Raw genomic sequence first — 22,817 nt, 5'->3', positions numbered from 1 at the left:
AAGGGGGCAACTGGAATGATTGTAGAAGAAATTATGAATCAAAATGTAGTTACACTACATCCAAACGATACAATCGAAACAGCAATCCGAACGATACGCACGAAAGGCATTCGGCACATTCCAATTGTCGATCAAAATAATCACGTCGTAGGCATTATTTCTGATCGGGATGTAAGAGATGCAAGTCCGTCTATTCTAGATGAACAAGTTTCACTCGATATGCTACAGCAACCGCTTGAACTTATTATGAAACATCCTGTTATGACTTGTCATCCTCTCGATTTCGTTGAGGAAATTGCTACTTTATTTTTTGAAAATAAAATTGGTTGCCTTCCTGTTACAAAGGCTGGTAAGTTAGTTGGTATCATCTCAGAATCTACAGTACTGCACACGTTAGTGAAATTAACAGGAGCACATCAACCAAGTTCACAAATTGAAATTCAAGTAAAAAATGAACCTGGTATTCTTGGAAAAGTCGTTGCTATTTTTAGTGATTTACAAATAAATATCGTGAGCGTTCTCGTCTATCCAGCAAAAGATGAGAATGATAAAGTACTCGTTTTCCGCATTCAAACGATGAATCCTCTAAAAGTGATTGATGCACTTGAAGCAGAAGGCTACCGCGTATTATGGCCAAACATCATGGGGATGCAAGCATGAGTAGCGCGTTTATTTATTCGGATGACTTTCGGGGCTATTCATTTAGCCCTGATCATCCTTTTAACCAACTGCGCGTCACACTTACGTATGATTTATTACAAAAGGGCGGTTTCATCTCTCCTTCCCAAATCATCACACCACGGATGGCTACAGATGAAGAGATTGCCTACGTTCATACAGAGGAGTACATAAATGCGGTAAAACGTGCTGGAGAAGGAAAGTTAGAAAAATCAATTGCAATGACCTACGGACTCGGAACAGAAGATACACCGATGTTCCCAAATATGCACGAAGCAAGCGCATTGCTCGTTGGCGGTACATTAACAGCTGTCGATGCTGTTCTTTCTGGGAAAGTAAAACACGCTCTCAATTTAGGTGGCGGCCTACATCACGGCTTTCGCGGCAAAGCATCTGGCTTTTGTATTTATAACGACAGTTCTATCGCAATGAAATATATTCAAAAGAAATACGGTTTACGCGTCTTATATATTGATACAGACGCTCATCACGGTGATGGTGTACAGTGGTCCTTTTACGATGACCCTAACGTATGCACCATTTCATTACATGAAACTGGTCGCTATTTATTCCCTGGAACTGGCGCTGTAAACGAACGCGGACAAGGTAATGGTTATAGTTATTCTTTTAATGTTCCTCTCGATGCTTTTACAGAAGATGAATCGTTCTTAGAATCATATCGAACTGTTGTAAAAGAAGTTGCAGCGTACTTTAAACCGGATATTATTTTAACGCAAAATGGTGCTGACGCACATTACTACGACCCACTTACACATCTTTGTGCGACAATGAATATTTACCGCGAAATACCGAAGCTTGCTCGTGAAATTGCTAATGAATATTGCGACGGTCGCTGGATCGCTGTCGGCGGTGGCGGCTATGACCACTGGCGCGTCGTACCAAGAGCATGGGCGCTCATTTGGCTCGAAATGAACAACATCCAAAACATCTCAGGTTATCTCCCTCCAGAATGGATTGAAGCTTGGAAAGGACAAGCAGAAACAGAACTTCCCCTCACATGGGAAGATCCAGACAACATGTATAAACCTATCCCCCGTAAACCAGAAATAGAAGAAAAAAACGCATTAACTGTAGCGAAATCCCTTGAAATTATTCGGAATAATATGACAAAATCTTTATACTAAACGAAAAGGAGGCTCGTTTTTGAATAGCCTCCTTTTATTTATAGCTTGGCTATTATTGTCGGTTTCTGTCGGTAAGTCGATATATTTTAATAATCGCTGATATATTTCGAGATGCGCCGATATATTTTAATTTCATAACAGCCTGGCCCAACTTTTATGAGAAAAGGTAGTGATATTATGTGGAAACGACAAATAATCCACACGAAACGTGGTACATTTGAATTCTTTACAAAAGGAGATGGCGAATCGCTTTGTATTACACATCACTATTCACAATTTAATGAAACTGGTGATTACTTTGCGGATGTTTTTACTGCTACGCATCGTGTATTTCTCATTAATTTACGAGATACTGGTCGCTCTGTAACCGCCCATTCAGAAAACGAATTAAGCATGATTGAAACAATCCACGACTTAGAAGCAATACGAGAAGCATTACAACTTCCAACATGGCATTTCGCTGGTCATTCAACAGGTGGTATGCTTGGACTTTTATATGCGATTACATATACAAATTCCTTACAATCATTAGTCGTAGCAGGAGCTGCAGCAAGTAACTATACCGAAACACCATTTTGCATTTATCATCCCGAACATTCACAATTTCATTATATGCAAGAGCTCATCGAAAACTTAAAAAGCCCTCACCTTACAAGTGAAGGACGGAAAAAACTATCTACTAAGAGAACAAAATTATCATTGTATAAACCAGAAAACTACAACTCTTATTTTTGTAAACCAATTAAAAAAACAATGTCCGTTAGCCGGATGAATGCTTTCGTCAATGAATATCCTTCATTTGATTTAAGAGAGTATTTACCTTCCATCCAAACAAAGACACTTATTATATGCGGAAGATATGATGTACAGTGCCCAATTCAGTATTCTATCAAGATGCATGATGGGATACGTAATTCTATCTTCATTCCATTTGAAAACAGCAACCATTATCCTTTTTTAGAAGAGGCTACTCAGTTTACTTCTACTACTCAAACATTTTATAAATCATTGCAACAAGGAACTCTAAAATAGTATGTTAAGGTCGCAAGCTAATTTTCCAACAAAAAGCTCACAGCCTCTATAAGGCTATGAGCTTTTTCAAAAGAAATATTTCACACTAGTAACAACCAAAAAAAGAACAGAGAAAATCACTAAACCTAAATCAATAAATACTGACTTTTTATCTCCTTCTTTTAAACTTATCATAAAACTAGAAATTATTTCAATTGCAAAAAAGACCATCATAAATAACCAACCGAAATGATCATTCGTAGAATCTTCATCATAAAACATTTGTATTGCACCAATAATTAATAAGATAAGTACGATATTAGTTACAATCTTTAAAACCTTGTTTGATTTATTATCTTTTAATGTATCCCCCAAAATGTAGCACGCCCTCTCACTCTCTCCTATGTTTTATCTCTCTTTATATTTTAACATAAATTACCTATTACCCCCTTTTGATCACATACAAAAAGACCTGCCAAAACTTTGACAGGTTCCCTATACATTAAAACGATAACCAGCTCCCCATACTGTTTCAATATATTGCGGGTGGGCAGGATCTCTTTCAATTTTTTCACGTAGCTTTCTAATGTGGACGACAACAGTGGCTAAATCACCAGCGGAATCTAATCCCCAAATGCGTTCAAATAACTGTTCTTTATTTAATACTTGGTTTGGATGTGTTACAAAGAATGTTAATAAATCAAATTCCTTCGTTGTAAATGCCACTTCTTCATTGTTTATAAAAACTTTCCTCGCTCGTTGATCGATAGAAATTCCGTGAATATATAACGTATCACGTTGCTTACTTACATTTCCTGATAATCTTTCATAACGGGCAATATGTGCTTTTACTCTTGCAACTAATTCGCTTGGACTAAACGGTTTCGTTATATAATCATCCGCTCCTAATCCGAGTCCGCGAATTTTATCTATATCTTCTTTTTTTGCTGAAACAAGTAGAATCGGAATATCTTTTACAGCACGTATTTGTTTACAAATTTCGAATCCGTTCATTTTCGGGAGCATAATATCTAAAATAATTAAATCATATTCTTCTTGCAGTGCTATTTGTAAACCTGTTTCTCCTGAATGCTCTACATCAACTTGGAAATCATTAATTTCTAAATAATCTCGCTGTAATTCTGCAATACTTACTTCATCTTCTATTAGTAAAATTCTTTTCAATTTACTCACCACATTCCTCTACTTTTTCCAATGAGAAGAAAATGCTTGTGCCTTTACCAAGCTCGCTTTCCGCCCAAATTTCCCCGCCATGTTCTTCAACAATTTGCTTCGCTATCGCTAAACCAAGTCCACTTCCACCTGTGCTAGAATTTCGCGATTGTTCTGCACGATAAAAACGTTCAAAGATATACGGTAGCGTATCAGATTCTATACCTGATCCATTGTCCATCACTTTCACAATAACTTTATTGTTATCACTCGATACTGTTACAGTAATTTTCTTCTCTTCTTTATCCATGTACTTCACACTATTATGAATTAAATTTGATATAACTCTATTTATCTTTTCGCAATCAGCCGTTACATATAATGGCGATGAATGTAATTGTAAGTTAACTTCTATACCTTCTTCACTTAAATCCATCTGCATCTCTTCTATTAATTCTTGCATAAACGTATTTAATTCAACTGTCTCAAATTGGAATGGAACTCGATTCAAATCGAGCTTCGAAAACAAAAAGAGTTCATCAATGAGTGTGTCCATATGTTTTGCCTTCGTGTGAATTGTCGTTAAATACTTATCCATTTTTTCTGGCGTATTTGCTACCCCGTCCTTTATTCCCTCTACATATCCGATAATAGATGTAATCGGTGTTTTTAAATCATGCGATATGTTTGAAATAAGTTCTTTTCGATTTTCTTCATACTGCGTTTGTACTTCAATCGATTCTTTTAACTTCTTCCTCATTTCCTCAAATCCTTGATTTAATTGACCTATTTCATCGTGCGATGTAACTGGCATTTGAAAATCTAAATTTCCTTCTTTAATTTTCTCTGTTGCGCCTTTCAATACAAAAATTGGTTTTATTACACTTCTTGAAACGAGATAACTTAATAACCCAATAAGTAAAATAGCTAATAGTAAAAGCGATACGAATAAGATTGGAAATAATTTTTGTGTAAGGTCTACAAATGAACTTTGCTTTTTTAGTACAAATATACTCCCTTCTTCTTTCTCTGCAAAATAAAAATCAAATTTTACATATCGATAAAATGTATCACCTAGTTCCGTTGTACCACGACTATTAATATTTGCTGCTTCAAATTTCGGAAGGGCTTCTGTTAAAGTCGAACTTTCAAAACCCTTTGTAGCATAAGAAATGTTTTCTCCCTTTCTTACAATTATTTTCACGCCTTCTTTTTCAATTGATGAAACGAACGATTCATCTAATAATTGAGATTGATGTTGCTTTGCCGCTAATTTTAATTCAAGATAGGCATTCTCTTCTTCTGGTGTAAGCGGCTTTTGAATGTAAGAACTTTTATAGAAATTTTTCACTGCTTCCAAGTCACCTGTTATCGAAAAAACAATTAAAAATCCCGCGACTAATATGAGCGTAATAGAAACGAGAATTACAGCAATATAAGAAAATAAAAACCTTGTTTTAATAGACATCATTTACATCCTCACTTTACCCATCCTTCATATTCATAAGCATAAAAATATATGTTCAAATACTCAAGCGATTTTATAGTAATTTTAGCATCAGTTTATAAAAATTTAATGTTCCTATTTTACAGTTGAAATTAGGAGGTTGAAATTCCATGTTCAAAAAAACATTCAGTATGATATGTTGCGTAATTTTTTTACAAGGATGCTCGCAAGAACAAGAAGTAAAAAAGGAGATGATAAACATGGAGACTGCACTACTAGCAGCTACTGAAAAAAATGAAACGAATACTGTTATATCTTTACTAAAACAAGGCGCAAATATAAATGCGACGGATAATCAAGGACGCACTCCGCTTATGATTGCTACATACAAAAATGATGTAAAAACCACAAAGGCACTTATCGAAGCTGGTGCTGACGTAAATATCCAAGATGACATGAAAAATAATCCCTTTCTATACGCCGGTGCGGAAGGTTACTTAGACATTTTAAAATTAACAATTGATGCTGGTGCAGATCCTACGATTACAAATCGTTACGGCGGAACAGCTCTTATCCCAGCCTCAGAACAGGGCTATATTGACGTTATAAAAGAACTCCTCACTCGAACAAATATTGATGTAAATCATGTAAATAACCTGGGATGGACAGCTTTAATGGAAGCCATCGTACTAAGTAACGGAAACGAAACACAGCAACAAGTCATTCGCCTTCTTATTGAGCACGGTGCAGATGTAAATATTCCAGACAATGATGGTGTTACCCCGCTAGAGCATGCTCGCACTTATCACTTTGAAGAGATAGAGAAGATTTTGTTAGAAGGCCGTAAGTAAAAAGCTAATTTTTGCCTTCCTCCCCCACCCTATGCTACATTTAAGCCGTTACATTAATATTAATAGGGTGGGATTAAAAATGAACAAACCTAAAATTGGGATGATTGGACTTGGAAGTATTGCGCAAAAGGCCTATCTTCCAACACTTACAAAAGAAACAGATTGGAACTTTGTAGGGGCGTTTACACCTAACGAGGAGAAAAGAAAACAAGTTTGCCAGCAATACCGGATTCAAGACTTTCATTCTATTGAAATGTTAGCTTCGGAATGCGATGCAATCTTCGTGCATAGTTCAACTGCATCACATTATGAAATCGTTTCTGAACTTCTGAAAAAAGGGATCGACGTTTATGTTGATAAGCCGCTAGCAGCTACAGTGGAACAAGCTGAGCAACTAGTCGAGTTGAGCGAGAAATACAACCGAAAATTAATGGTCGGATTTAATCGCAGATTCGTTCCTATGTATGTCGCTGCCAAAGAACAGGCTAATGATATTTCATGGATTCGAATTGAAAAGCATCGCACAAATAAAGTCGGGCCATATACGTACGATTTCACTATGTTAGATGATTATTTACACATTGTAGATACAGCTCGCTGGTTAGCTAATAATGACCTTAACGTCGTTCACAATATGATGCAAATCAATGAAAAGAATGAACTTCTTTACGGACATCATACATATACAACTCCAAGTGGACTGTTACTTTCTACTGCAATGCATCGCCATGCCGGTACAAATTTAGAACAAATTGAACTTGTAACGCCAGGGAAAATCATTCGCGTAAAAAATATGAATACATTTGAAATTGAACAGGAAAACTCAGTTTCACAAAGTGGTTCCCCATCATGGGATACGACGTTAAAACAACGTGGTTTTGAAGATGCTGTTCATCATTTTATTGAGTGTGTACAAGGCGATACAAAGCCTGTTGTAGATGGATTAGAAGGATTAAAAACTCAGCAAATGCTACAATCTTTACTAGATGATGTAAACAAAATGTAAAACGGATACATTTTTCAGAATTTACTTTCATTCCCATTTCCTCTTTATTTCTCTCGTAAATTTCTATAGAATATGTTGATAGGAATTATAAATTTCATATTGAATCGTGGAAAGGATGGGATTAACACATGTGGAACGAGTTTAAAAAATTCGCATTCAAAGGTAATGTAATCGATTTAGCTGTCGGGGTTGTAATCGGTGCTGCATTCGGTAAAATCGTTAGTTCTTTAGTAAAAGATATCATCACACCATTACTTGGTATGGTATTAGGTGGCGTTGACTTTACAGATTTAAAAATTACATTCGGTAAATCATCTATTATGTATGGTAACTTCATCCAAACTATTTTTGATTTCTTAATTATTGCAGCTGCTATCTTTATGTTTGTTAAAGTTTTCAACAAACTAACATCTAAAAGAGAAGAAGAAAAAGAGGAAGAACTTCCAGAACCAACAAAAGAAGAAGAACTTCTTGGCGAAATTCGCGACTTACTAAAACAGCAAAACTCTTCTAAAGATAGAGCATAATTGAACGGATAAAAAGGCATGTCCCTCGGGACATGCCTTTTCTATATGCTATAACGTTTCCGAATTCATATGAATAAATAAAATAATACCAGCAACCATAAGTACCATAATGCTACCTGCAAATAGTGTAATACCAATAAACATTAAACTTGTGCTCATATCTACTGATACACTTTCAATAAAAATAGAAATTACATACGTGATAAGGGCAATTCCTGCAAGAATACTTCCTGGAGCAAATCGCTTTAAGCCATTTTGTTTTAACGTCATATATGCAAAAATAGCAGTCATACAAAGCGTAATTATCCAAAGAACGATCATCTCTTCTCCCCCCTCACAAGCCTTTTCTTTCTATTATACATGACATTGCCCTATAATAGGTAAATTTGCACTTATGTGACATATAACAAGGAATCATACAATTTATAGAGAAATCTTCTAAATAAGCTATAAACTAGGGAGAATTTCAATTGGAAGATGATATTGTAGGATATTTTAAACAAGTAGAGCGATTCGATTAAATTACAATTGACTTAGACAAAGATGAAACCATTATTACTGGCCATGTGAAACAATATGATCCTTCTAGATTAGAACAGTTAATACAAAGTTTTAAAACGCACTGCCCAAACATGCCTTGAACATAATTTACGAAGCGCTGAAGAACTTTTTGCATTTTTGAAAAGAAATTGACCACTAGGAAAATATGGATATTTTTCATATAAATTGATATAATTACCATATACAAATATTCTTTGTAAGGGAGTGTTCATAATGATTTGGATTTCACTAATCGTATTAGCTTATTTCATCATTCTCGTCCCAATACAGTACAACTACATTAAAATGCTCAAAGAAAAACAGAAAAAAATGAATGTCTCACAAAACGAACTATATGACAACATGTCTTATGAAGAATCCCAAGTGCATTACCATTATCAAAGTAACTTATTTACAATACCTGCTTCGCTTGTCGCAAGTATTATTTATAAAGTGAAACATGCAGCATAATGTGTACGCTGTAAAATTATTGTTTGAGTCTGTTCATGCTGGTGAGCCTGATCCTACGAAAATTGATGAGCATTATGAAGAGAATCACGATACACTTTTTGAAGAAAGTATTATTCTTGTTAAAGCAAACAGTTTAGAAGAAGCTCATGAACTAGGTGAAAATATAGCTATACAATCGGAGCACACATACGATAATATATATGATGAGCAAATCACATGGACGTTCCGAAAAGTGTTACATGTGTTTGAATTAGACGATACCCCATTTGAAACTGGAAAAGAATTGTACGCAAGATTTTTACACGTTAAGAAAAATGAAACCGTAGATACAGTAATTGAAAAATATTATCCTGAATATGAATAAAAGCTCACAGCAATCGCTGTGAGCTTTTTTATACTTACTTCGTTGAATCTCTAAATTGGATACGGTGAGGTAAGATGACAGTGTGATCTTCCACTTTTTCTTTGTTCATATACTTTGTTAATAGACGCATTGCTACTGCACCGATATCATACATCGGTTGTACAACTGTTGAAAGTTGCGGACGAACCATTAATGCAAGGCGTGTATTATCGAAACCAAGTACTTCTACGTCAGTTGGTACGTTTAATCCAGCGTCTTGTGCTGCGTGGATTACACCTAGTGCCATTTCATCAGACGATACGAAGATTGCTGTTGGCTTTTCATCATTGCTCCAAAGCTTTTCAAATGCTTCGATACCTGAGTCATATGTGTAATCTCCATCGATTACAAGATTTTCATCATATGAAATACCTTCTTCTTCTAAAGCTTTTTTATAACCTTGTAACTTCTTCGCGCTTCCCGCTTTATCAATGAATGGACCAGAGACGAAACCGATACGCTTATGTCCTTGCTCAATAAAGTGCTTCATTGCATCGTAAGCTGCTTGTGTATAATCAATATTTACTGATGGCGTTTCATTTTGCTCATCGAATGACGCTGCTAATACAATTGGTACTGGAGATTTTTTAAATTCTTCAATGTGAATGTCTGTAATATCTTCACCCATGAAAACAATTCCGTCCACTTGCTTTCCAAGCATCGTATTTAATAAATGGAACTCTTTCTCTTTGTTTTGGTCAGAGTTACTTAAAATGATGTTATATTTGTACATTGTTGCGATATCTTCAATTCCACGTGCAAGTTCTGCATAAAACGTATTTGAGATATCAGGAATAATAACACCTACTGTAGTTGTCTTCTTACTTGCTAGTCCACGTGCTACCGCATTTGGGCGGTACCCTAAACGATCAATTGCTTCTAATACTTTCTTTCTTGTTGTAGGCTTTACATTTGGGTTACCGTTCACAACGCGTGATACGGTAGCCATTGAAACGTTCGCTTCGCGCGCTACATCATAGATTGTTACGTTCATCTCATCGCACACTCCTTCTATTTTTGTTATCTATTTTTATGTATCGGTTACTTGAATGAAAAAAAGACATCAACTCTATTTGCAGATGCCACCAATCGTCCCGAGTTCTTCCTTTTACTAATGATACGATAAAAACGCAGGCTCATACAATATTTTCCCGCAAAAGTTTCGAAAAAATTCGCTTCTTTTCTCGTATTTTCGTATTTTTTATGAAAAAAGAGCATTTTTTGTAAAAAAATAGATGTTTCCTAAGTAGAAATCTTATTTTAAGCGGTACGATAGTAAATGAAATTTATATCGACGATTTTTCGAATATATGAACCGTAACTCGAAATATATCAGCGATTTTCCAAATATATCTACCACAACTCTAATTATATCAGCGATTTTTTAAATATATCAACTTACCAACAAAAATCGACAATGACAGTCTCTATACAGATGCCCCAAAACGCCTTATTGGAACAGCTCATTAAAAGTTTTTATAATTTACTTCCAAATGATTTTAATTCATTCATAAAATCATTGAACTGCGGAATATTCATTTGCTGCGCCTCATCTGATAAAGCTACAGCGGGATTTGGATGTACTTCAGCCATAATTGCGTCTGCACCAATTGCCATCGCTGCTTTTGCAGTTGATAAGAGAAGGTCACGTCGCCCTGTAGAATGCGTTACATCGACAACAACAGGTAATGTGTTTCTTTCTTTAAAATCGGTACAGCGGAAATATCAAGCGTCTTACGCGTCACTCTTTCATACGTGCGAATACCTCGTTCACATAAAATAATGTTCCCATTTCTCTTTGCCATAATATATTCTGCCGCATTAATGAATTCTTCAATCGTTGCTGATAGACCACGTTTTAATAATACTGGTTTATTTACAGCACCAGCTGCCCTTAGCAAATCAAAGTTTTGCATATTGTGAGTGCCAATTTGAATAACATCAACGTAATCTAATGACATCTCAATATCATTTGGATTTAAAATTTCACTAATAACAGCCAAATCATATTTATCTGCTACTTGGCGTAAAATTTGTAATCCTGCTAATCCAAGACCTTGAAAATCATACGGTGAAGTATGTGGCTTGAAAGCACCACCACGCATTAATTTCAACAATCGTATCTTCTATTTTTTCTTACAAGACACAAGTAGTGCTTTACGATGATCCTCTTCTTGTAACTCTAAGCCAACTTGAAAAATTTGTTTGAAAATATGTTGTAAAGTCGAAGTTTCAAATGGACCATTATTATTCTCTACAATTAAATCCAGCATATTTCTTTCACGTACAGGATCAAAACGTTTCACACCTTATACTTCTTTTAAAGTACCAACTTCTTGTACGAGACGACCTCTTTCGTTTAATAACTCTAATATTTGTAAATTAAGTTGATCAATTTCAGAACGTAAACGACCTAATTGTTGTGATGCCATAAAAAAGCCACCTCTTTCAAATTCCTATATATTACTTTTTTAAGATAACTTATTATAGTTGATACATATACGATTGTCACACGATATACAGCAATGAATTATCATCAAAAAACATTGTATATTTTCATTTAAAATAAAAAAAAGACAGTTTACATACTGTCTTTTTTACAAGAAGGAAACAAACGGTTTATCACTGTTTTTCTCTTTTATAATAACGGCCTCAATTTTACTCTCGGACTTGATCTGTAATTGTACTTTCGCATCTTTAGGCAATTTGTCCAACATACCTTGCGCAGCCAATTGGGTAAGAGCCATTAATTCTGTTTTACCGTTATATTTAATAACAATATTCATATTTAATGTATCCATTTGATCTTTCTTATAAGAAACTTTTGCGTTGACTGGAATAAAATCTCCAGTAGAAAAACCTTTTATTTCCTTAGCAAAGTTAGTTATTTTTGTATTATCTTCTCCATGTGCTTGTGTAAATTCATCAGAAGGATATGAATACGACTTTTCATCAATTGTACTCCAATTTCCAAGGTTCGTATCATTCTTTTGAACAGTAGCACTAGCAATATACGTACCATTTTTTAAAGAACTTGTACTTTCTTGCTTAAAGATAGCAAACGTAATTGGAGATTTGTTATATTTATCATTTTTGTTAATAGCTTCAATAAGTTGTTTAGCAACTTCAGACCCTTTAGACATAGCTTCTTCATTCGATACACTTGAAGACATAGCTAAGCCAATCATAACACCAGATAAACTTAATTCATTTGAATTCTGTTTTCCGAAATAGTCTTGTTCTATAATATTCGTCAAAACTGGCGCTTCTACTTTCGCAACTAGTTCATCAACTAGTTTCTCTGGAATATACTGATTTAATTGCAGTACGTGGCTCTCTGTATCAAATTGCTGCGTTGCAATATTTATTAAACCATTTTCATACTCTGCTAAATCTAATTTAGAATTTGTTTTTATATTAGCTGTATTAATAACCTTTTGTTCTTTTAAAGGAATAACAGTTCTATAATAATCTTTAGAAACAGCAGTTCTCGGAATCATACTTTTTTCTTTTGTATCTTTTTGTATAACTTCATCCTTCTTACTAATCGTATTACTATTGTTACTACAAGCTCCCAGTAATAAACTTACGACTGCGAAGGATAATGCCATTTTCTTCATTACTTAAAACCTACTTTCAACAATCTAGTTATTTAGTTTGAACTATTAATAGTGTACCATTAAATATATTTCAACAAAAACAAAAAAAAGAAGCAAGCACCTTTAGCTTGCTTCTTTTTACTTTATATTCTCTTCTAAAGCATCTTTTTTAATATTCCAATGAGATGTATTCCATACTACCATACCATCTTTTATGTATAATACTTGCGGGGATTCATGTCTAATACTGTATTGTTCTGCAACACGATTTGACACATCTCTTGCATCTTGTACGTATAAGTAATACGCTGGCACTTCTCTTTCTTCACTGCAATACGCTTGAAATTCTGTGTATGCACCGTGACTAATCGGGCATGTCGTACTATGTTTAAAAAGAACATACGGCTCATTCTTTTCTACTAAGACTTCAAGCTCTTCAATTGTTTCAAGCTTTGTCATATTCATCACGATTCACCTCTCATACGAAATCTAGAGCGCTTCTCTTTCTTTTCAGCGTTTTTCTCAATTCTTTCTAATTTACGCTCTTCTTTTTCAACCTTCTTCTCTTGTCTCGACGCACGGTAATGATTGTATACTTCAATCGCCGCACTGCTCCACTGTACAACTTGCGCTACTTTATCAGCGTTATTTTCAATTTCGTCCGTTACAGAGTCTGATACATTACGAAGCTTCGTATTTAAGGATTGGATTGTCGTTCCAATCCCATCTACACCCGCTACCACTTTATTTAATGACTGTGACTTCTGTTGAATATCATCAGCTAACGCATTCGTTTTATGTAATAATTGCTCTGTCTCTACGCTAATTCCTTGCATTTGTTTTTCTAAACCTTCTAACGTGCTTGCAACGTTTTCTAACGTCTTCTGAACCGATAACAACGTTCTGCATACATACACTACTAATACTGCGAAAGCAACCGCGATAATAGCCGCACTTACATATAAAAGAACTTGCATTTCATCACTTCCTTTATCTTTTTCATACTTTCCCCTATTATACAATCATTTTCCGTTTCATTCTAATCCCTATCTCATCATTAGAATTTTCATACTTATTCGTTAACTGTAACATAAATCATTCAACAAATTCCACTAAGTAGGTTACAATAGGAGAGGATACATAATTAGTAGGGAGGCTTTACATATGAAAGATCCACGTATTGAAAAGTTAGCATACAATTTAATTAACTACTCTATCCGCTTACAAAAAGGTGAAAAAGTATTAATTGAAAACTTTGGCTTACAAAAAGAACTTGTAACTGCACTTGTAAAAGAAGCATATGCAGCTGGTGGTTTCCCATTCGTCTCTTTAAAAGATCATCAAGTAGATCGCTCTTTATTAATGGGTGCTACTGAAGAACATTTCGAACAAATCGCTGCATATGAAGCAAGCGTAATGAAAGACATGGACGCTTATATCGGTCTTCGCTCTGGCGATAATATTAATGAACAAGCTGACGTTCCAAGTGAGCGTATGAAAGTTCATGGCCAAACAGTTGGCAAAAAAGTTCATAGAGACATTCGCGTTCCAAAAACACGCTGGGTTGTTCTTCGCTACCCAAATGCTTCTATGGCACAGCTTGCTAAAATGAGTACAGAAGCTTTCGAAGACTTCTACTTTGAAGTATGTAACTTAGACTACGGTAAAATGGATAAGGCGATGGATAGCCTTGTTACATTAATGAATAAAACAGATAAAGTTCGTTTAACTGGTCCTGGAACTGACTTAACATTCTCTATTAAAGACATTCCAGCAATTAAATGCTCAGGTCATTTAAACATTCCAGATGGTGAAGTATACTCTGCACCAGTTCGTGACTCTGTTAACGGTACAGTTTCTTACAACACACCATCTCCTTACAACGGTTATACATTTGAAAATGTACAACTTAAGTTCGAGAACGGCCAAATCGTTGAAGCAACTGCAAACGATTCAGAACGCATTAATAAAATCTTCGATACAGACGAAGGCGCACGCTACGTTGGTGAATTCGCAATCGGCGTAAACCCATACATCTTACATCCAATGGGAGACATCCTATTCGATGAAAAAATCGATGGCAGCTTCCACTTCACTCCTGGACAAGCTTACGACGATGCATGGAATGGTAACAACTCAAACATCCATTGGGACTTAGTATGCATCCAACGCCCTGAATACGGTGGCGGTGAAATTTACTTCGACGACGTACTAATCCGTAAAGACGGACGCTTCGTTGTACCTGAATTAGAAGCTTTAAACCCAGAGAACTTAAAATAATAAAAAACGCTCGGAATTATATCCGAGCGTTTTTTTATTATCCTCACCCTATATTGATCTACTGTTCTTACTTTTTGTTTGCTGAAAATGAAAATAATATAAAAGCGCCACTGCGATAGTACCTATTAATATCGGTTCATATAAGGGCAGATCCCATTTCATATATACTCTAGTGCAAATAGCAAACACAAGCAAAATTTCCAAACAAAACAAAGGTTTTACATATTTCATTTCTTACCTACCATTTCTATTTTCACATGTGGATTTTCTTTCTCGATAAGCGCCAAAAATTCATTCATATTTTGCGGCATCGCAATTATATGTACTTTATATGCATTCGTCGTAATTTCAAGCGATTTCCCAACTTGACGAATTATTCTTATCTCTTTCAATACAATATCGTCATTTAAAACACCGTACTTTAATACGCCATTTTCTACTTTATGTTTTTTAATAAATACTTCCCAAACAAGTGGTACATTTACAATGAAGCATAAACCCATCCCAATCAACGCCGATATCCAATGCGCTTTATTAGTGAAAAGCATGACAATTGGATATATACACATAAAAGCTAACGTAAGACAAACAAAAATGACTACTGACTTACTTCTTTGAATTGGAAAGTTCATACCTACACCCCCTAATCCAAATTATACCACTATTTCCATTTTAGTTCATAGAAAAAGGCCATTTCTAAATGACCTTTTTCACAATGTACCTATAAAATTTCTTATCTACCTGTAACACTGGAAAATTTTTCGGCAACTGATCTATACTCACACTTTGAAAACCATTCTTTTCATAAAAACGATGTGCCGCTAAAAATTTTATTGTTGTTCCTAAGTAAATATCTTTCAATTTTTTATCCTCAGCCCATGAAATTGCTGTTTGAAGCAACATATGTGATGCGCCCCATTCTTTTCCGCGAAACTCTTTTTGTACGAACATTTTTCTTAGCGCTACTTGATGATTCTCAATATCTAATAAAGCTACTGTTCCAACTACTTTACCATCATAAATTGCTACCCAAAAGTTTCCGTGATCCTTTTGATAGAATGTTTCTATTTCAAGTAAATCAGGTTGCTCTTCTTTCGTAATGGGAACATTATACTCTTTTTGCTGAATATGAACGATAAGATCTACTACTTCCTCTTGAAACGTACTTTCATACGGAACAATACGAATTTTCTCGTTCATCGAATTTCTTTCCACTCTGAAGCTAATAAACTATATACAGCGACATCATGGAAATGATCATATAACCATTCTTCATCTCGTAAAATACCATCTAACTTAAACCCTAAACGCTCTGGAATAGCGCGACTTTTCACATTTTCAACACCGCATCGGATTTCCATTTTATTTAATTTTAAATTCTCAAATGCATATTGAAGCACAGCCTTCACGCTACGCGTCATAACGCCTTTTCCTCCAGTATCTTCTGCAAGGTAATACCCAAGACTCGCGGCTTTCTTCCCCCAGCTCACTGGATGAATACCTACCATCCCAACGAGCTTTCCTTTGTAACGTATACCACTTTCAAAACCGTCTCCCTCTGCAAATTTCTTTAACCACATCGGAAAAATCTCATCATAAGCATCAGCAGATTTTGTCCCATCTATCCAAGGGAGCCATTTTCGTAAATGATTACGGTTTTGATCTAATAATTGATATAATTCCTCTTTATGATGTTTTTCTAGTAATTGTAGTTCGATTTCGTCATCTACTCGGAGTGTGAACATGCTTTTTAGTCCCCTTTTTAGTTTTCTTATTATTCTAACATTTTTAGGTGTAAAAAGTTAAATATTAACACTTTCTTTTGATTTTCTTTGTATAAAACCAGAAGAATACGATACTCCCGTAATAACTAATATCATTCCTACAGATTGTGCAGATGTTATATTGACTCCTTCAATAAAAGAAATAAGTATTGTAACAACAGGCACTAGATTAAAAAATAATGATGTCCTTGCTGCACCAATTTGAGCAATTCCATTATTCCACCATAAGTAACCAAGCACACTCATTCCAATTGCCATAAAGAGAATTGCTCCCCATGCCAACAAAGGAATTTCTAAAACTGGTACTATACTTTTTTGTGTAGAAGATATGATAATAAAGGCAAGTGCACCAATAGTCATCGTATATGTCGTCGTTTGTATTGGATTACCAGTTTTAATAAACCGTCTGCCTAGCACGCCGTATAACGCCCAGCAAATATTCCCTAATAAAATATAAAAATCCCCTTTTGAAAATGATAAATGTTGTAGTATTGTAAACGAACCTTGTGTAAGTACAAAAACAACGCCAATTAGTGCAAGTAACATTCCAATAGCTTGGCGCTTCACAATTTTCTCTCGTAAAATGACACTTGCTAACAGCGTCGTAACGAGAGGATTTGTCGCCATAATAAGTGCACCATTAACAGCTTCTGTATATTTCATTCCTAAAAAGAAAAAGAAGTTAAAGCCGAATACACCAACAATAGCTAGCAAAAGATAATAGGTCCTATTCTGCATCCATACTTTCAAATCAAAATCTTTTCGTATTTTTAACAAACATAACATCACAAATGCAGCAATCCCAAAACGCCATGCTGCTATATGAATTACGTCGAAATACTGCACCGCATATTTCGACGCATTAAATGTCCCACCAGTAAATATCGCAAAACCTAATAACTGCGTATATACTTTATTTTTCATTGCCGGCCTCCAAGTCCTTATCTTCTAGAAAACCGTAATAAATTTCTAACTTCTCCTCCGTTAGCTGAACAACTTTTTGCAATTGTTCCTGCTGTTCTTTTAATCGCTCCAAGTGCGTTGTTAAAATGGAAATTCTCTTTTTTACTTTCGCTGGTACTTCCTCTTTCTTCTGCCTAATTTCCTCTATAATGCACCCATCACTTGCAAACTCAGCCATCTCTTCTAATGACATCCCAGTTTGTTTTAATGAATATAAAAATTTTAATAAACGTACATCGCCTTCTGTATATTGACGAATACCGCTATATCGCGTTGGTGGTGGTAATAAACCTAATTTCTCATAGTAGCGCAAAGTGTGAATGCCCATCCCTGTTAATTCTGCTACTTCACCGATTTTATACATGTTCTCTCCCCCTTGTTTTTACATTTTCATCTTACAACCTAGAGTTAGCTCTAGGTCAATACATAAATAAAAGTTGAACACAACAAAAAAGACGCACAGCCACCGCTATGCGTCTTTTCTATTATTTCTCTGCAACTTGAACTTCTTTTACGTAAGCTGCTTCGAATTTTTGGATGTCACCTGCGCCCATGAAAATTAGAACGCCGTTTTTATGTTTCTTTAATACATCCGTTGTTGTATCTGTAATTAATTCTGCACCGTCAATACGCTTTTGCAGATCTTCGATTGTTAATTCACCTTTGTTTTCACGTGCTGATCCGAAAATATCACATAAGTATACTTGGTCAGCTTTGCTTAAGCTTTCTGCGAACTCATCTAAGAACTTTTCTGTACGTGAGAATGTATGTGGCTGGAATACAGCGACAACTTCACGCTCTGGATGTTTTTGACGAGCAGCTTCAATCGTTGCATTAATTTCTGTCGGATGGTGTGCGTAGTCATCGATGATTACTTGCTCTCCCATCGGCTTTTCATTAAAGCGACGTTTTACGCCTTCAAAAGTTGTTAATTGATGTTTTACTGCTTCTACATCAACGTTTTCATAATGACAAAGCGCGATTACTGCTAATGCATTTAATACGCTATGGTTGCCGTATCCTGTAATTTTGAACGTGTCATAGTACGTATTACGAACGAATACATCGAATATCGTGCCATCTGTTCTCTTTTGAATGTTACGTGCTTGGAAATCATTATCTTCTCCAAATCCATAGAAAATAACAGGTACTTTCGCTTGAATTTTTTGAAGTTCTTCATCATCTCCACATGCAATAATGCCTTTTTTCACTTGCAATGCCATCTCCTGGAATGCACTGAATACATCATTGATGTCTGCAAAATAATCTGGATGATCAAAATCAATATTCGTCATAATTGCATAGTCTGGATTGTAAGACAAGAAATGACGACGATACTCACAAGCTTCAAATACAAAATACTTACTATTTTCTACCCCATGCCCTGTTCCATCTCCAATAAGGTAAGATGTCGGGTGTGCACCTTGCATTACATGGGCTAACAAACCTGTTGTTGATGTTTTTCCGTGTGCACCAGTTACAGCAACACTTGTGTATTGGCTCATCAGGTCACCTAAGAAGTGATGGTAACGATGGACTGGGATGTTTAATTCTTTTGCTGCTACGATTTCTTCATGCGTATCAGGAAATGCATTTCCTGCAATAATCACTTGTCCTTCTTCTACATTATTCTTATCAAAAGGAAGGATCGAGATACTACGCTTTTCCAACGCTGTTTGTGTAAAGAAACGCTTTTCATAATCAGACCCTTGAACAGTATGCTTCATATCATGAAGAATTTGCGCTAATGAACTCATTCCTGTTCCTTTAATTCCTACAAAATGGTAAACTGTCATCTTAAAGAACCTCCAACATTTCGAACTAATACAACGGCCTATCTATAAGACAGTATATGAATCTTTTCTTATTTTGGTAATCATCATACATTTTTGATGTAGTGAAGTTATTCTTTCCCTTCACTTATCAGGATAAACTCGTACGTACTTCTTTATATGTCCATAACAAGTCCATTATAGCAAAAAAGAAGCCGCTATACTATGATAACAGAAAAACTGATAGGGTCAATCACCTATCAGTTTTTCTCTCTTTTACATATCTTCTCTTTTTTCTAATTGAACACGCTCTAAACGTGGGTTTGGACGATATTTACGACCAGCTTTTGCTTCTGGTTTCCCATTTAATTCTACATTATCACCAGTAAAGCCAATATTCATTTTTAACAAGCTACTTCCTACCCCGTATATGTCAACAGGTACCTTTTGAGCTTCAAATTCACGAATACGTTTTTCATCAAATCCACCAGTTACAACGATGTCTACATGCTGGAATCCTTCTTCATCAAGCGCCTTGCGAAGTGCAAATACAAGAGATGGGTTTACACCACGTGGATCAAATGTTCCAAGTACTTCTGGGTGGCGAATAAAGTATTGATCAATCATTGTGCGAGACGTATCTACACGCACACCTTTTAATGTCGATCCAAACTCACGCGCTACACGAAGTGCATCTGTAATAACATCATTATTGTAATCAATTAGTACAACTAATTCATCTTCTGGGAATTTCTTATGATATGCTTTTGCCGCTTCTACAACATCACCATTAAACATTTGAATTAATGCGTGAGGCATTGTTCCCATACCACTTCTGCCCCACCATTCATTCATCGCATGCGTCGCTTGTGCGCTCATACCTCCGATGTATGCTGCATAACCGTCACCAGCTTGTTGTGTATAATGATCGTCACGATCTCCCATGAAAATAACTGGTTTTTCTTTATCTACACTACGTGCAGCTTGGACAACATTATATACGTTTGTTGCAACCGATGTACGACGAGCTAAAATCCCATCAATAACACCTTCTAAAAATCCGAAATTCTCATAAGGACCATGAATTGTTAACACTGTTTCAAATGGACTAATTTTATCGCCATCTTTTAAAGAGTTAATTTCAAGTTCCTCAGGATTTTTAGCGAATGTTTGCAGCAATGCAATTACTTCATCTGTTCCGCAAAGAACTGCATTTTCTTTTTGGAAAAATTGCATCGTTACAACACTTTTTGGGCGAAATTCTTCAATAATTTCTCTAGTTTTTAAAAAGTAAACGGCGGAGAACCAACCTTCCCCAACGCGTTCGTCAAATTTAAATGTTTTATTTGTTAGTCGATTTATTTCACCTTTTAATTTTAATTCAATTTCTTTCATGTCGCTTTACTCCCTACTTTACTATCCAACATTTTCTATTAGTATACAGCAAAACCGTGGACTATACATTCGTTTCCTGCATAGCAGCAAATTCATCCTCAGAAATAAGGACATCTCTCGGCTTAGTTCCTCTCGCTTCAGAAATAATTCCTTGCGATTCCATCTCTTCAATGAGACGTGCTGCGCGATTATAACCAATACGGAATTTTCGCTGTACAGAAGATGTGGACGCTCCCCCTTGTTCTACAACAAATTGACATGCATCAAAGAACAGTTCATCTTCCGACTCAGCCTGTTCTGTTTTCGCTAATAAATCCTCTTGCTTAAATAAGTAATTCGGCTTCATTTGCTTTCTCACATGATCAACTGTTTTTTCAATCTCATCATCCGATACATATACACCTTGTACACGAACTGGCTTAGATGTACCGTTCCCTAAAAATAACATATCACCACGGCCAAGTAATTTTTCCGCGCCCCCAATATCGATAATCGTACGTGAATCAACTTGAGATGATACAGTAAACGCAATACGCGTTGGAATATTTGATTTAATTAAACCTGTAATAACATCTACAGATGGACGCTGCGTCGCAACTAATAAATGAATACCACAAGCACGTGCTTTTTGCGCAATACGACAAATTGCTTCCTCAACATCACCTGGTGCTACCATCATTAAATCGGCTAACTCATCAATAACGATAACGATATAAGGTAATGTCTCACCTGGAATATCTCGCTCACTTACAATTGTATTATAGCGAGTTAAATCACGAGCACCAGCATGCGCAAACAATTCATAACGACGCTCCATCTCATCAACTGCCCACTTTAACGCAGCTGTCGCTGCTTTTACATCCGTAATAACAGGTGCTACAAGATGCGGAACAGAATTGTATGGTGCAAGCTCAACCATCTTCGGATCAATTAACATTAACTTCACTTCATGTGGTTTCGCTTTATATAAAATACTCGTTAAAATCGCGTTAATACACACACTTTTACCTGAACCCGTTGCACCCGCAATAAGTCCGTGCGGCATTTTTCGAATATCCGTTACAATTGGATCCCCTGAAATATCAAGTCCAAGCGCAACAGTAAGCGGTGATTCACTCTTTGTGAATACAGGACTTCTTAAAATTTCGCGAAGAAATACTGGCTTACTTTCTTTATTTGGAACTTCAATTCCAATTGCACTCTTCCCTGGAATCGGCGCTTCAATACGAATATCTTTCGCAGCTAAACTTAACTTAATATCATCACTTAAATTTGTAATTTTATTTACTTTCACGCCTGGGTCTGGTTGCACTTCAAAACGAGTTACTGCTGGCCCTTGCGATACATTAATAACATGTGCTCCAACATGAAAATTATTAAACGTTGTATCTAATAATTCTTTTTGCTCATCTAACCATTCTGTATTATCTAGCGCTGATTGCTGTGGAATTGACAACAACGCTAATGGCGGAACAGTATACGTCGGTGGTGTATGCAATACATTTCGCATATCGTTCTCTCTTTGATTTACAACATATGCTTTCTCTTTTGGTTCTGTACTTGAAATTGACTTTTGTACTTGCTCTACCACTACTTGTTGCATTGGTTGTTCTTCCACTTGTGGTTCTGCTACTACTTGCTGCATTGGTTGTTCTTCCACTTGTGGTTCTGCTACTACTTGCTGCACTGGGCGTTCTTCCACTTGTGGTTCTGCTACTACTTGCTGCATTGGTTGTTCTTCCACTTGTGGTTCTGCTACTACTTGCTGCATT

The 22,817-nt window shown here is 35.8% G+C and carries 28 protein-coding genes and 1 pseudogene; 9 read left to right on the top strand and 20 right to left on the bottom strand.

What is annotated here, in order from left to right:
- Positions 1-15 precede the first annotated feature (15 nt).
- The 3 genes from AC1Q8L_RS09260 to AC1Q8L_RS09250 all read left to right on the top strand — a co-directional run bounded on the left by AC1Q8L_RS09260 (position 16) and on the right by AC1Q8L_RS09250 (position 2,855).
- A complete protein-coding gene (locus AC1Q8L_RS09260) occupies positions 16-660 on the top strand; it encodes an acetoin utilization AcuB family protein (protein WP_000634583.1) in 645 nt (214 codons plus the stop codon).
- A complete protein-coding gene (gene acuC, locus AC1Q8L_RS09255) occupies positions 657-1,823 on the top strand; it encodes an acetoin utilization protein AcuC (protein ID WP_000092833.1) in 1,167 nt (388 codons plus the stop codon). Before AC1Q8L_RS09260 ends, acuC begins: the two co-directional genes overlap by 4 nt.
- A gap of 156 nt (positions 1,824-1,979) precedes the next feature.
- Positions 1,980-2,855 carry an alpha/beta fold hydrolase gene (locus AC1Q8L_RS09250; protein WP_115609912.1) on the top strand — a complete coding sequence of 292 codons (876 nt, stop codon included), beginning with the start codon at positions 1,980-1,982 and terminating at the stop codon, positions 2,853-2,855.
- A gap of 66 nt (positions 2,856-2,921) precedes the next feature.
- Here AC1Q8L_RS09250 and AC1Q8L_RS09245 read toward each other — a convergent pair whose 3' ends face one another.
- The 3 genes from AC1Q8L_RS09245 to AC1Q8L_RS09235 form a co-directional block, all read right to left on the bottom strand.
- Positions 2,922-3,209: a hypothetical protein gene (locus tag AC1Q8L_RS09245; RefSeq protein ID WP_098311925.1), complete on the bottom strand. Its 288-nt coding sequence runs from the start codon at positions 3,207-3,209 to the stop codon at positions 2,922-2,924.
- Positions 3,210-3,329: 120 nt separating this feature from the next.
- Positions 3,330-4,019 (bottom strand): response regulator transcription factor, encoded by a 690-nt coding sequence (locus AC1Q8L_RS09240; protein WP_003271808.1) that lies wholly within the window; start codon positions 4,017-4,019, stop codon positions 3,330-3,332.
- Position 4,020: 1 nt separating this feature from the next.
- Positions 4,021-5,475 (bottom strand): HAMP domain-containing sensor histidine kinase, encoded by a 1,455-nt coding sequence (locus AC1Q8L_RS09235; protein WP_000023857.1) that lies wholly within the window; start codon positions 5,473-5,475, stop codon positions 4,021-4,023.
- A gap of 149 nt (positions 5,476-5,624) precedes the next feature.
- On the opposite strand from AC1Q8L_RS09235, the gene AC1Q8L_RS09230 reads away from it, so the two are divergent.
- From AC1Q8L_RS09230 to mscL, 3 genes are all read left to right on the top strand, one after another.
- Positions 5,625-6,305, top strand: a complete 681-nt coding sequence (locus AC1Q8L_RS09230; RefSeq protein WP_000474108.1) for an ankyrin repeat domain-containing protein — start codon at positions 5,625-5,627, stop codon at positions 6,303-6,305.
- Positions 6,306-6,384: 79 nt separating this feature from the next.
- Positions 6,385-7,311, top strand: coding sequence for a Gfo/Idh/MocA family protein (locus tag AC1Q8L_RS09225; protein WP_001039712.1), 927 nt, complete (start codon positions 6,385-6,387; stop codon positions 7,309-7,311).
- 128 nt (positions 7,312-7,439) lie between these two features.
- Positions 7,440-7,838: a large-conductance mechanosensitive channel protein MscL gene (gene mscL / locus AC1Q8L_RS09220; protein WP_000267003.1), complete on the top strand. Its 399-nt coding sequence runs from the start codon at positions 7,440-7,442 to the stop codon at positions 7,836-7,838.
- Positions 7,839-7,886: 48 nt separating this feature from the next.
- Here mscL and AC1Q8L_RS09215 read toward each other — a convergent pair whose 3' ends face one another.
- Complete coding sequence (locus AC1Q8L_RS09215; protein WP_000636585.1) at positions 7,887-8,159, bottom strand: DUF3917 domain-containing protein; 273 nt, start codon at positions 8,157-8,159, stop codon at positions 7,887-7,889.
- Positions 8,160-8,612: 453 nt separating this feature from the next.
- Here AC1Q8L_RS09215 and AC1Q8L_RS09210 point away from each other — a divergent pair, with 453 nt between their 5' ends.
- Together AC1Q8L_RS09210 and AC1Q8L_RS09205 are read left to right on the top strand one after the other, a co-directional pair.
- Positions 8,613-8,849, top strand: a complete 237-nt coding sequence (locus AC1Q8L_RS09210; protein ID WP_000637898.1) for a DUF3949 domain-containing protein — start codon at positions 8,613-8,615, stop codon at positions 8,847-8,849.
- 1 nt (position 8,850) lies between these two features.
- The gene (locus tag AC1Q8L_RS09205; protein WP_025118080.1) at positions 8,851-9,213 is read left to right on the top strand and encodes a DUF4288 domain-containing protein; all 363 of its coding nucleotides are present in this window, start codon (positions 8,851-8,853) and stop codon (positions 9,211-9,213) included.
- A 34-nt stretch (positions 9,214-9,247) separates the two neighbouring features.
- On the opposite strand, the gene ccpA is transcribed toward AC1Q8L_RS09205, so the two are convergent.
- The 7 genes and pseudogenes from ccpA to AC1Q8L_RS09170 form a co-directional block, all read right to left on the bottom strand.
- Positions 9,248-10,246: a catabolite control protein A gene (gene ccpA, locus AC1Q8L_RS09200; RefSeq protein ID WP_001103303.1), complete on the bottom strand. Its 999-nt coding sequence runs from the start codon at positions 10,244-10,246 to the stop codon at positions 9,248-9,250.
- Between the two features lie 482 nt (positions 10,247-10,728).
- Positions 10,729-11,357, bottom strand: a pseudogene (locus tag AC1Q8L_RS09195) (bifunctional 3-deoxy-7-phosphoheptulonate synthase/chorismate mutase).
- Between the two features lie 21 nt (positions 11,358-11,378).
- Entirely contained in the window at positions 11,379-11,558 is a 180-nt protein-coding gene (locus tag AC1Q8L_RS09190; protein WP_000819174.1) for a chorismate mutase, read from the bottom strand.
- 3 nt (positions 11,559-11,561) lie between these two features.
- Positions 11,562-11,684: a chorismate mutase gene (locus AC1Q8L_RS09185; RefSeq protein WP_000168213.1), complete on the bottom strand. Its 123-nt coding sequence runs from the start codon at positions 11,682-11,684 to the stop codon at positions 11,562-11,564.
- A gap of 165 nt (positions 11,685-11,849) precedes the next feature.
- Positions 11,850-12,872, bottom strand: coding sequence for a CamS family sex pheromone protein (locus tag AC1Q8L_RS09180; RefSeq protein ID WP_000738029.1), 1,023 nt, complete (start codon positions 12,870-12,872; stop codon positions 11,850-11,852).
- Positions 12,873-12,989: 117 nt separating this feature from the next.
- Complete coding sequence (gene ytxJ, locus AC1Q8L_RS09175) at positions 12,990-13,316, bottom strand: bacillithiol system redox-active protein YtxJ (protein WP_001057469.1); 327 nt, start codon at positions 13,314-13,316, stop codon at positions 12,990-12,992.
- The gene (locus AC1Q8L_RS09170) at positions 13,316-13,828 is read right to left on the bottom strand and encodes a DUF948 domain-containing protein (RefSeq protein ID WP_001197721.1); all 513 of its coding nucleotides are present in this window, start codon (positions 13,826-13,828) and stop codon (positions 13,316-13,318) included. The genes ytxJ and AC1Q8L_RS09170 overlap by 1 nt, the downstream gene beginning before the upstream one ends.
- A gap of 187 nt (positions 13,829-14,015) precedes the next feature.
- Here AC1Q8L_RS09170 and AC1Q8L_RS09165 point away from each other — a divergent pair, with 187 nt between their 5' ends.
- Positions 14,016-15,131, top strand: coding sequence for an aminopeptidase (locus AC1Q8L_RS09165; protein WP_000654729.1), 1,116 nt, complete (start codon positions 14,016-14,018; stop codon positions 15,129-15,131).
- Between the two features lie 48 nt (positions 15,132-15,179).
- Here the strand turns inward: AC1Q8L_RS09165 and AC1Q8L_RS09160 are convergent, their stop codons facing one another.
- The 9 genes from AC1Q8L_RS09160 to AC1Q8L_RS09120 all read right to left on the bottom strand — a co-directional run.
- The gene (locus AC1Q8L_RS09160) at positions 15,180-15,362 is read right to left on the bottom strand and encodes a hypothetical protein (RefSeq protein WP_023523191.1); all 183 of its coding nucleotides are present in this window, start codon (positions 15,360-15,362) and stop codon (positions 15,180-15,182) included.
- Positions 15,359-15,763 (bottom strand): PH domain-containing protein, encoded by a 405-nt coding sequence (locus tag AC1Q8L_RS09155; RefSeq protein ID WP_001010620.1) that lies wholly within the window; start codon positions 15,761-15,763, stop codon positions 15,359-15,361. Before AC1Q8L_RS09155 ends, AC1Q8L_RS09160 begins: the two co-directional genes overlap by 4 nt.
- Positions 15,764-15,827: 64 nt before the next feature.
- On the bottom strand, positions 15,828-16,331 hold the full coding sequence (locus AC1Q8L_RS09150; RefSeq protein ID WP_001003160.1) for a GNAT family N-acetyltransferase: 504 nt from the start codon (positions 16,329-16,331) through the stop codon (positions 15,828-15,830).
- Positions 16,328-16,876 carry a GNAT family N-acetyltransferase gene (locus AC1Q8L_RS09145; RefSeq protein ID WP_000494676.1) on the bottom strand — a complete coding sequence of 183 codons (549 nt, stop codon included), beginning with the start codon at positions 16,874-16,876 and terminating at the stop codon, positions 16,328-16,330. Before AC1Q8L_RS09145 ends, AC1Q8L_RS09150 begins: the two co-directional genes overlap by 4 nt.
- A 57-nt stretch (positions 16,877-16,933) precedes the next feature.
- Positions 16,934-17,839, bottom strand: coding sequence for a DMT family transporter (locus AC1Q8L_RS09140; protein WP_098311926.1), 906 nt, complete (start codon positions 17,837-17,839; stop codon positions 16,934-16,936).
- Complete coding sequence (locus tag AC1Q8L_RS09135; protein WP_000276604.1) at positions 17,829-18,242, bottom strand: MerR family transcriptional regulator; 414 nt, start codon at positions 18,240-18,242, stop codon at positions 17,829-17,831. The genes AC1Q8L_RS09140 and AC1Q8L_RS09135 overlap by 11 nt, the downstream gene beginning before the upstream one ends.
- Before the next feature lie 121 nt (positions 18,243-18,363).
- Positions 18,364-19,674 carry a UDP-N-acetylmuramate--L-alanine ligase gene (gene murC, locus AC1Q8L_RS09130; protein ID WP_000219469.1) on the bottom strand — a complete coding sequence of 437 codons (1,311 nt, stop codon included), beginning with the start codon at positions 19,672-19,674 and terminating at the stop codon, positions 18,364-18,366.
- Between the two features lie 252 nt (positions 19,675-19,926).
- Complete coding sequence (locus tag AC1Q8L_RS09125; protein WP_000658372.1) at positions 19,927-21,045, bottom strand: nicotinate phosphoribosyltransferase; 1,119 nt, start codon at positions 21,043-21,045, stop codon at positions 19,927-19,929.
- A 61-nt stretch (positions 21,046-21,106) separates the two neighbouring features.
- On the bottom strand, positions 21,107-22,817 hold a 1,711-nt coding region (locus AC1Q8L_RS09120; RefSeq protein WP_492339429.1), incomplete at its 5' end, for a DNA translocase FtsK.

It is taken from the genome of Bacillus sp. GW823-FHT06A11 (assembly GCF_058795355.1).
This window is presented reverse-complemented; position numbering and strand designations above follow the sequence as displayed.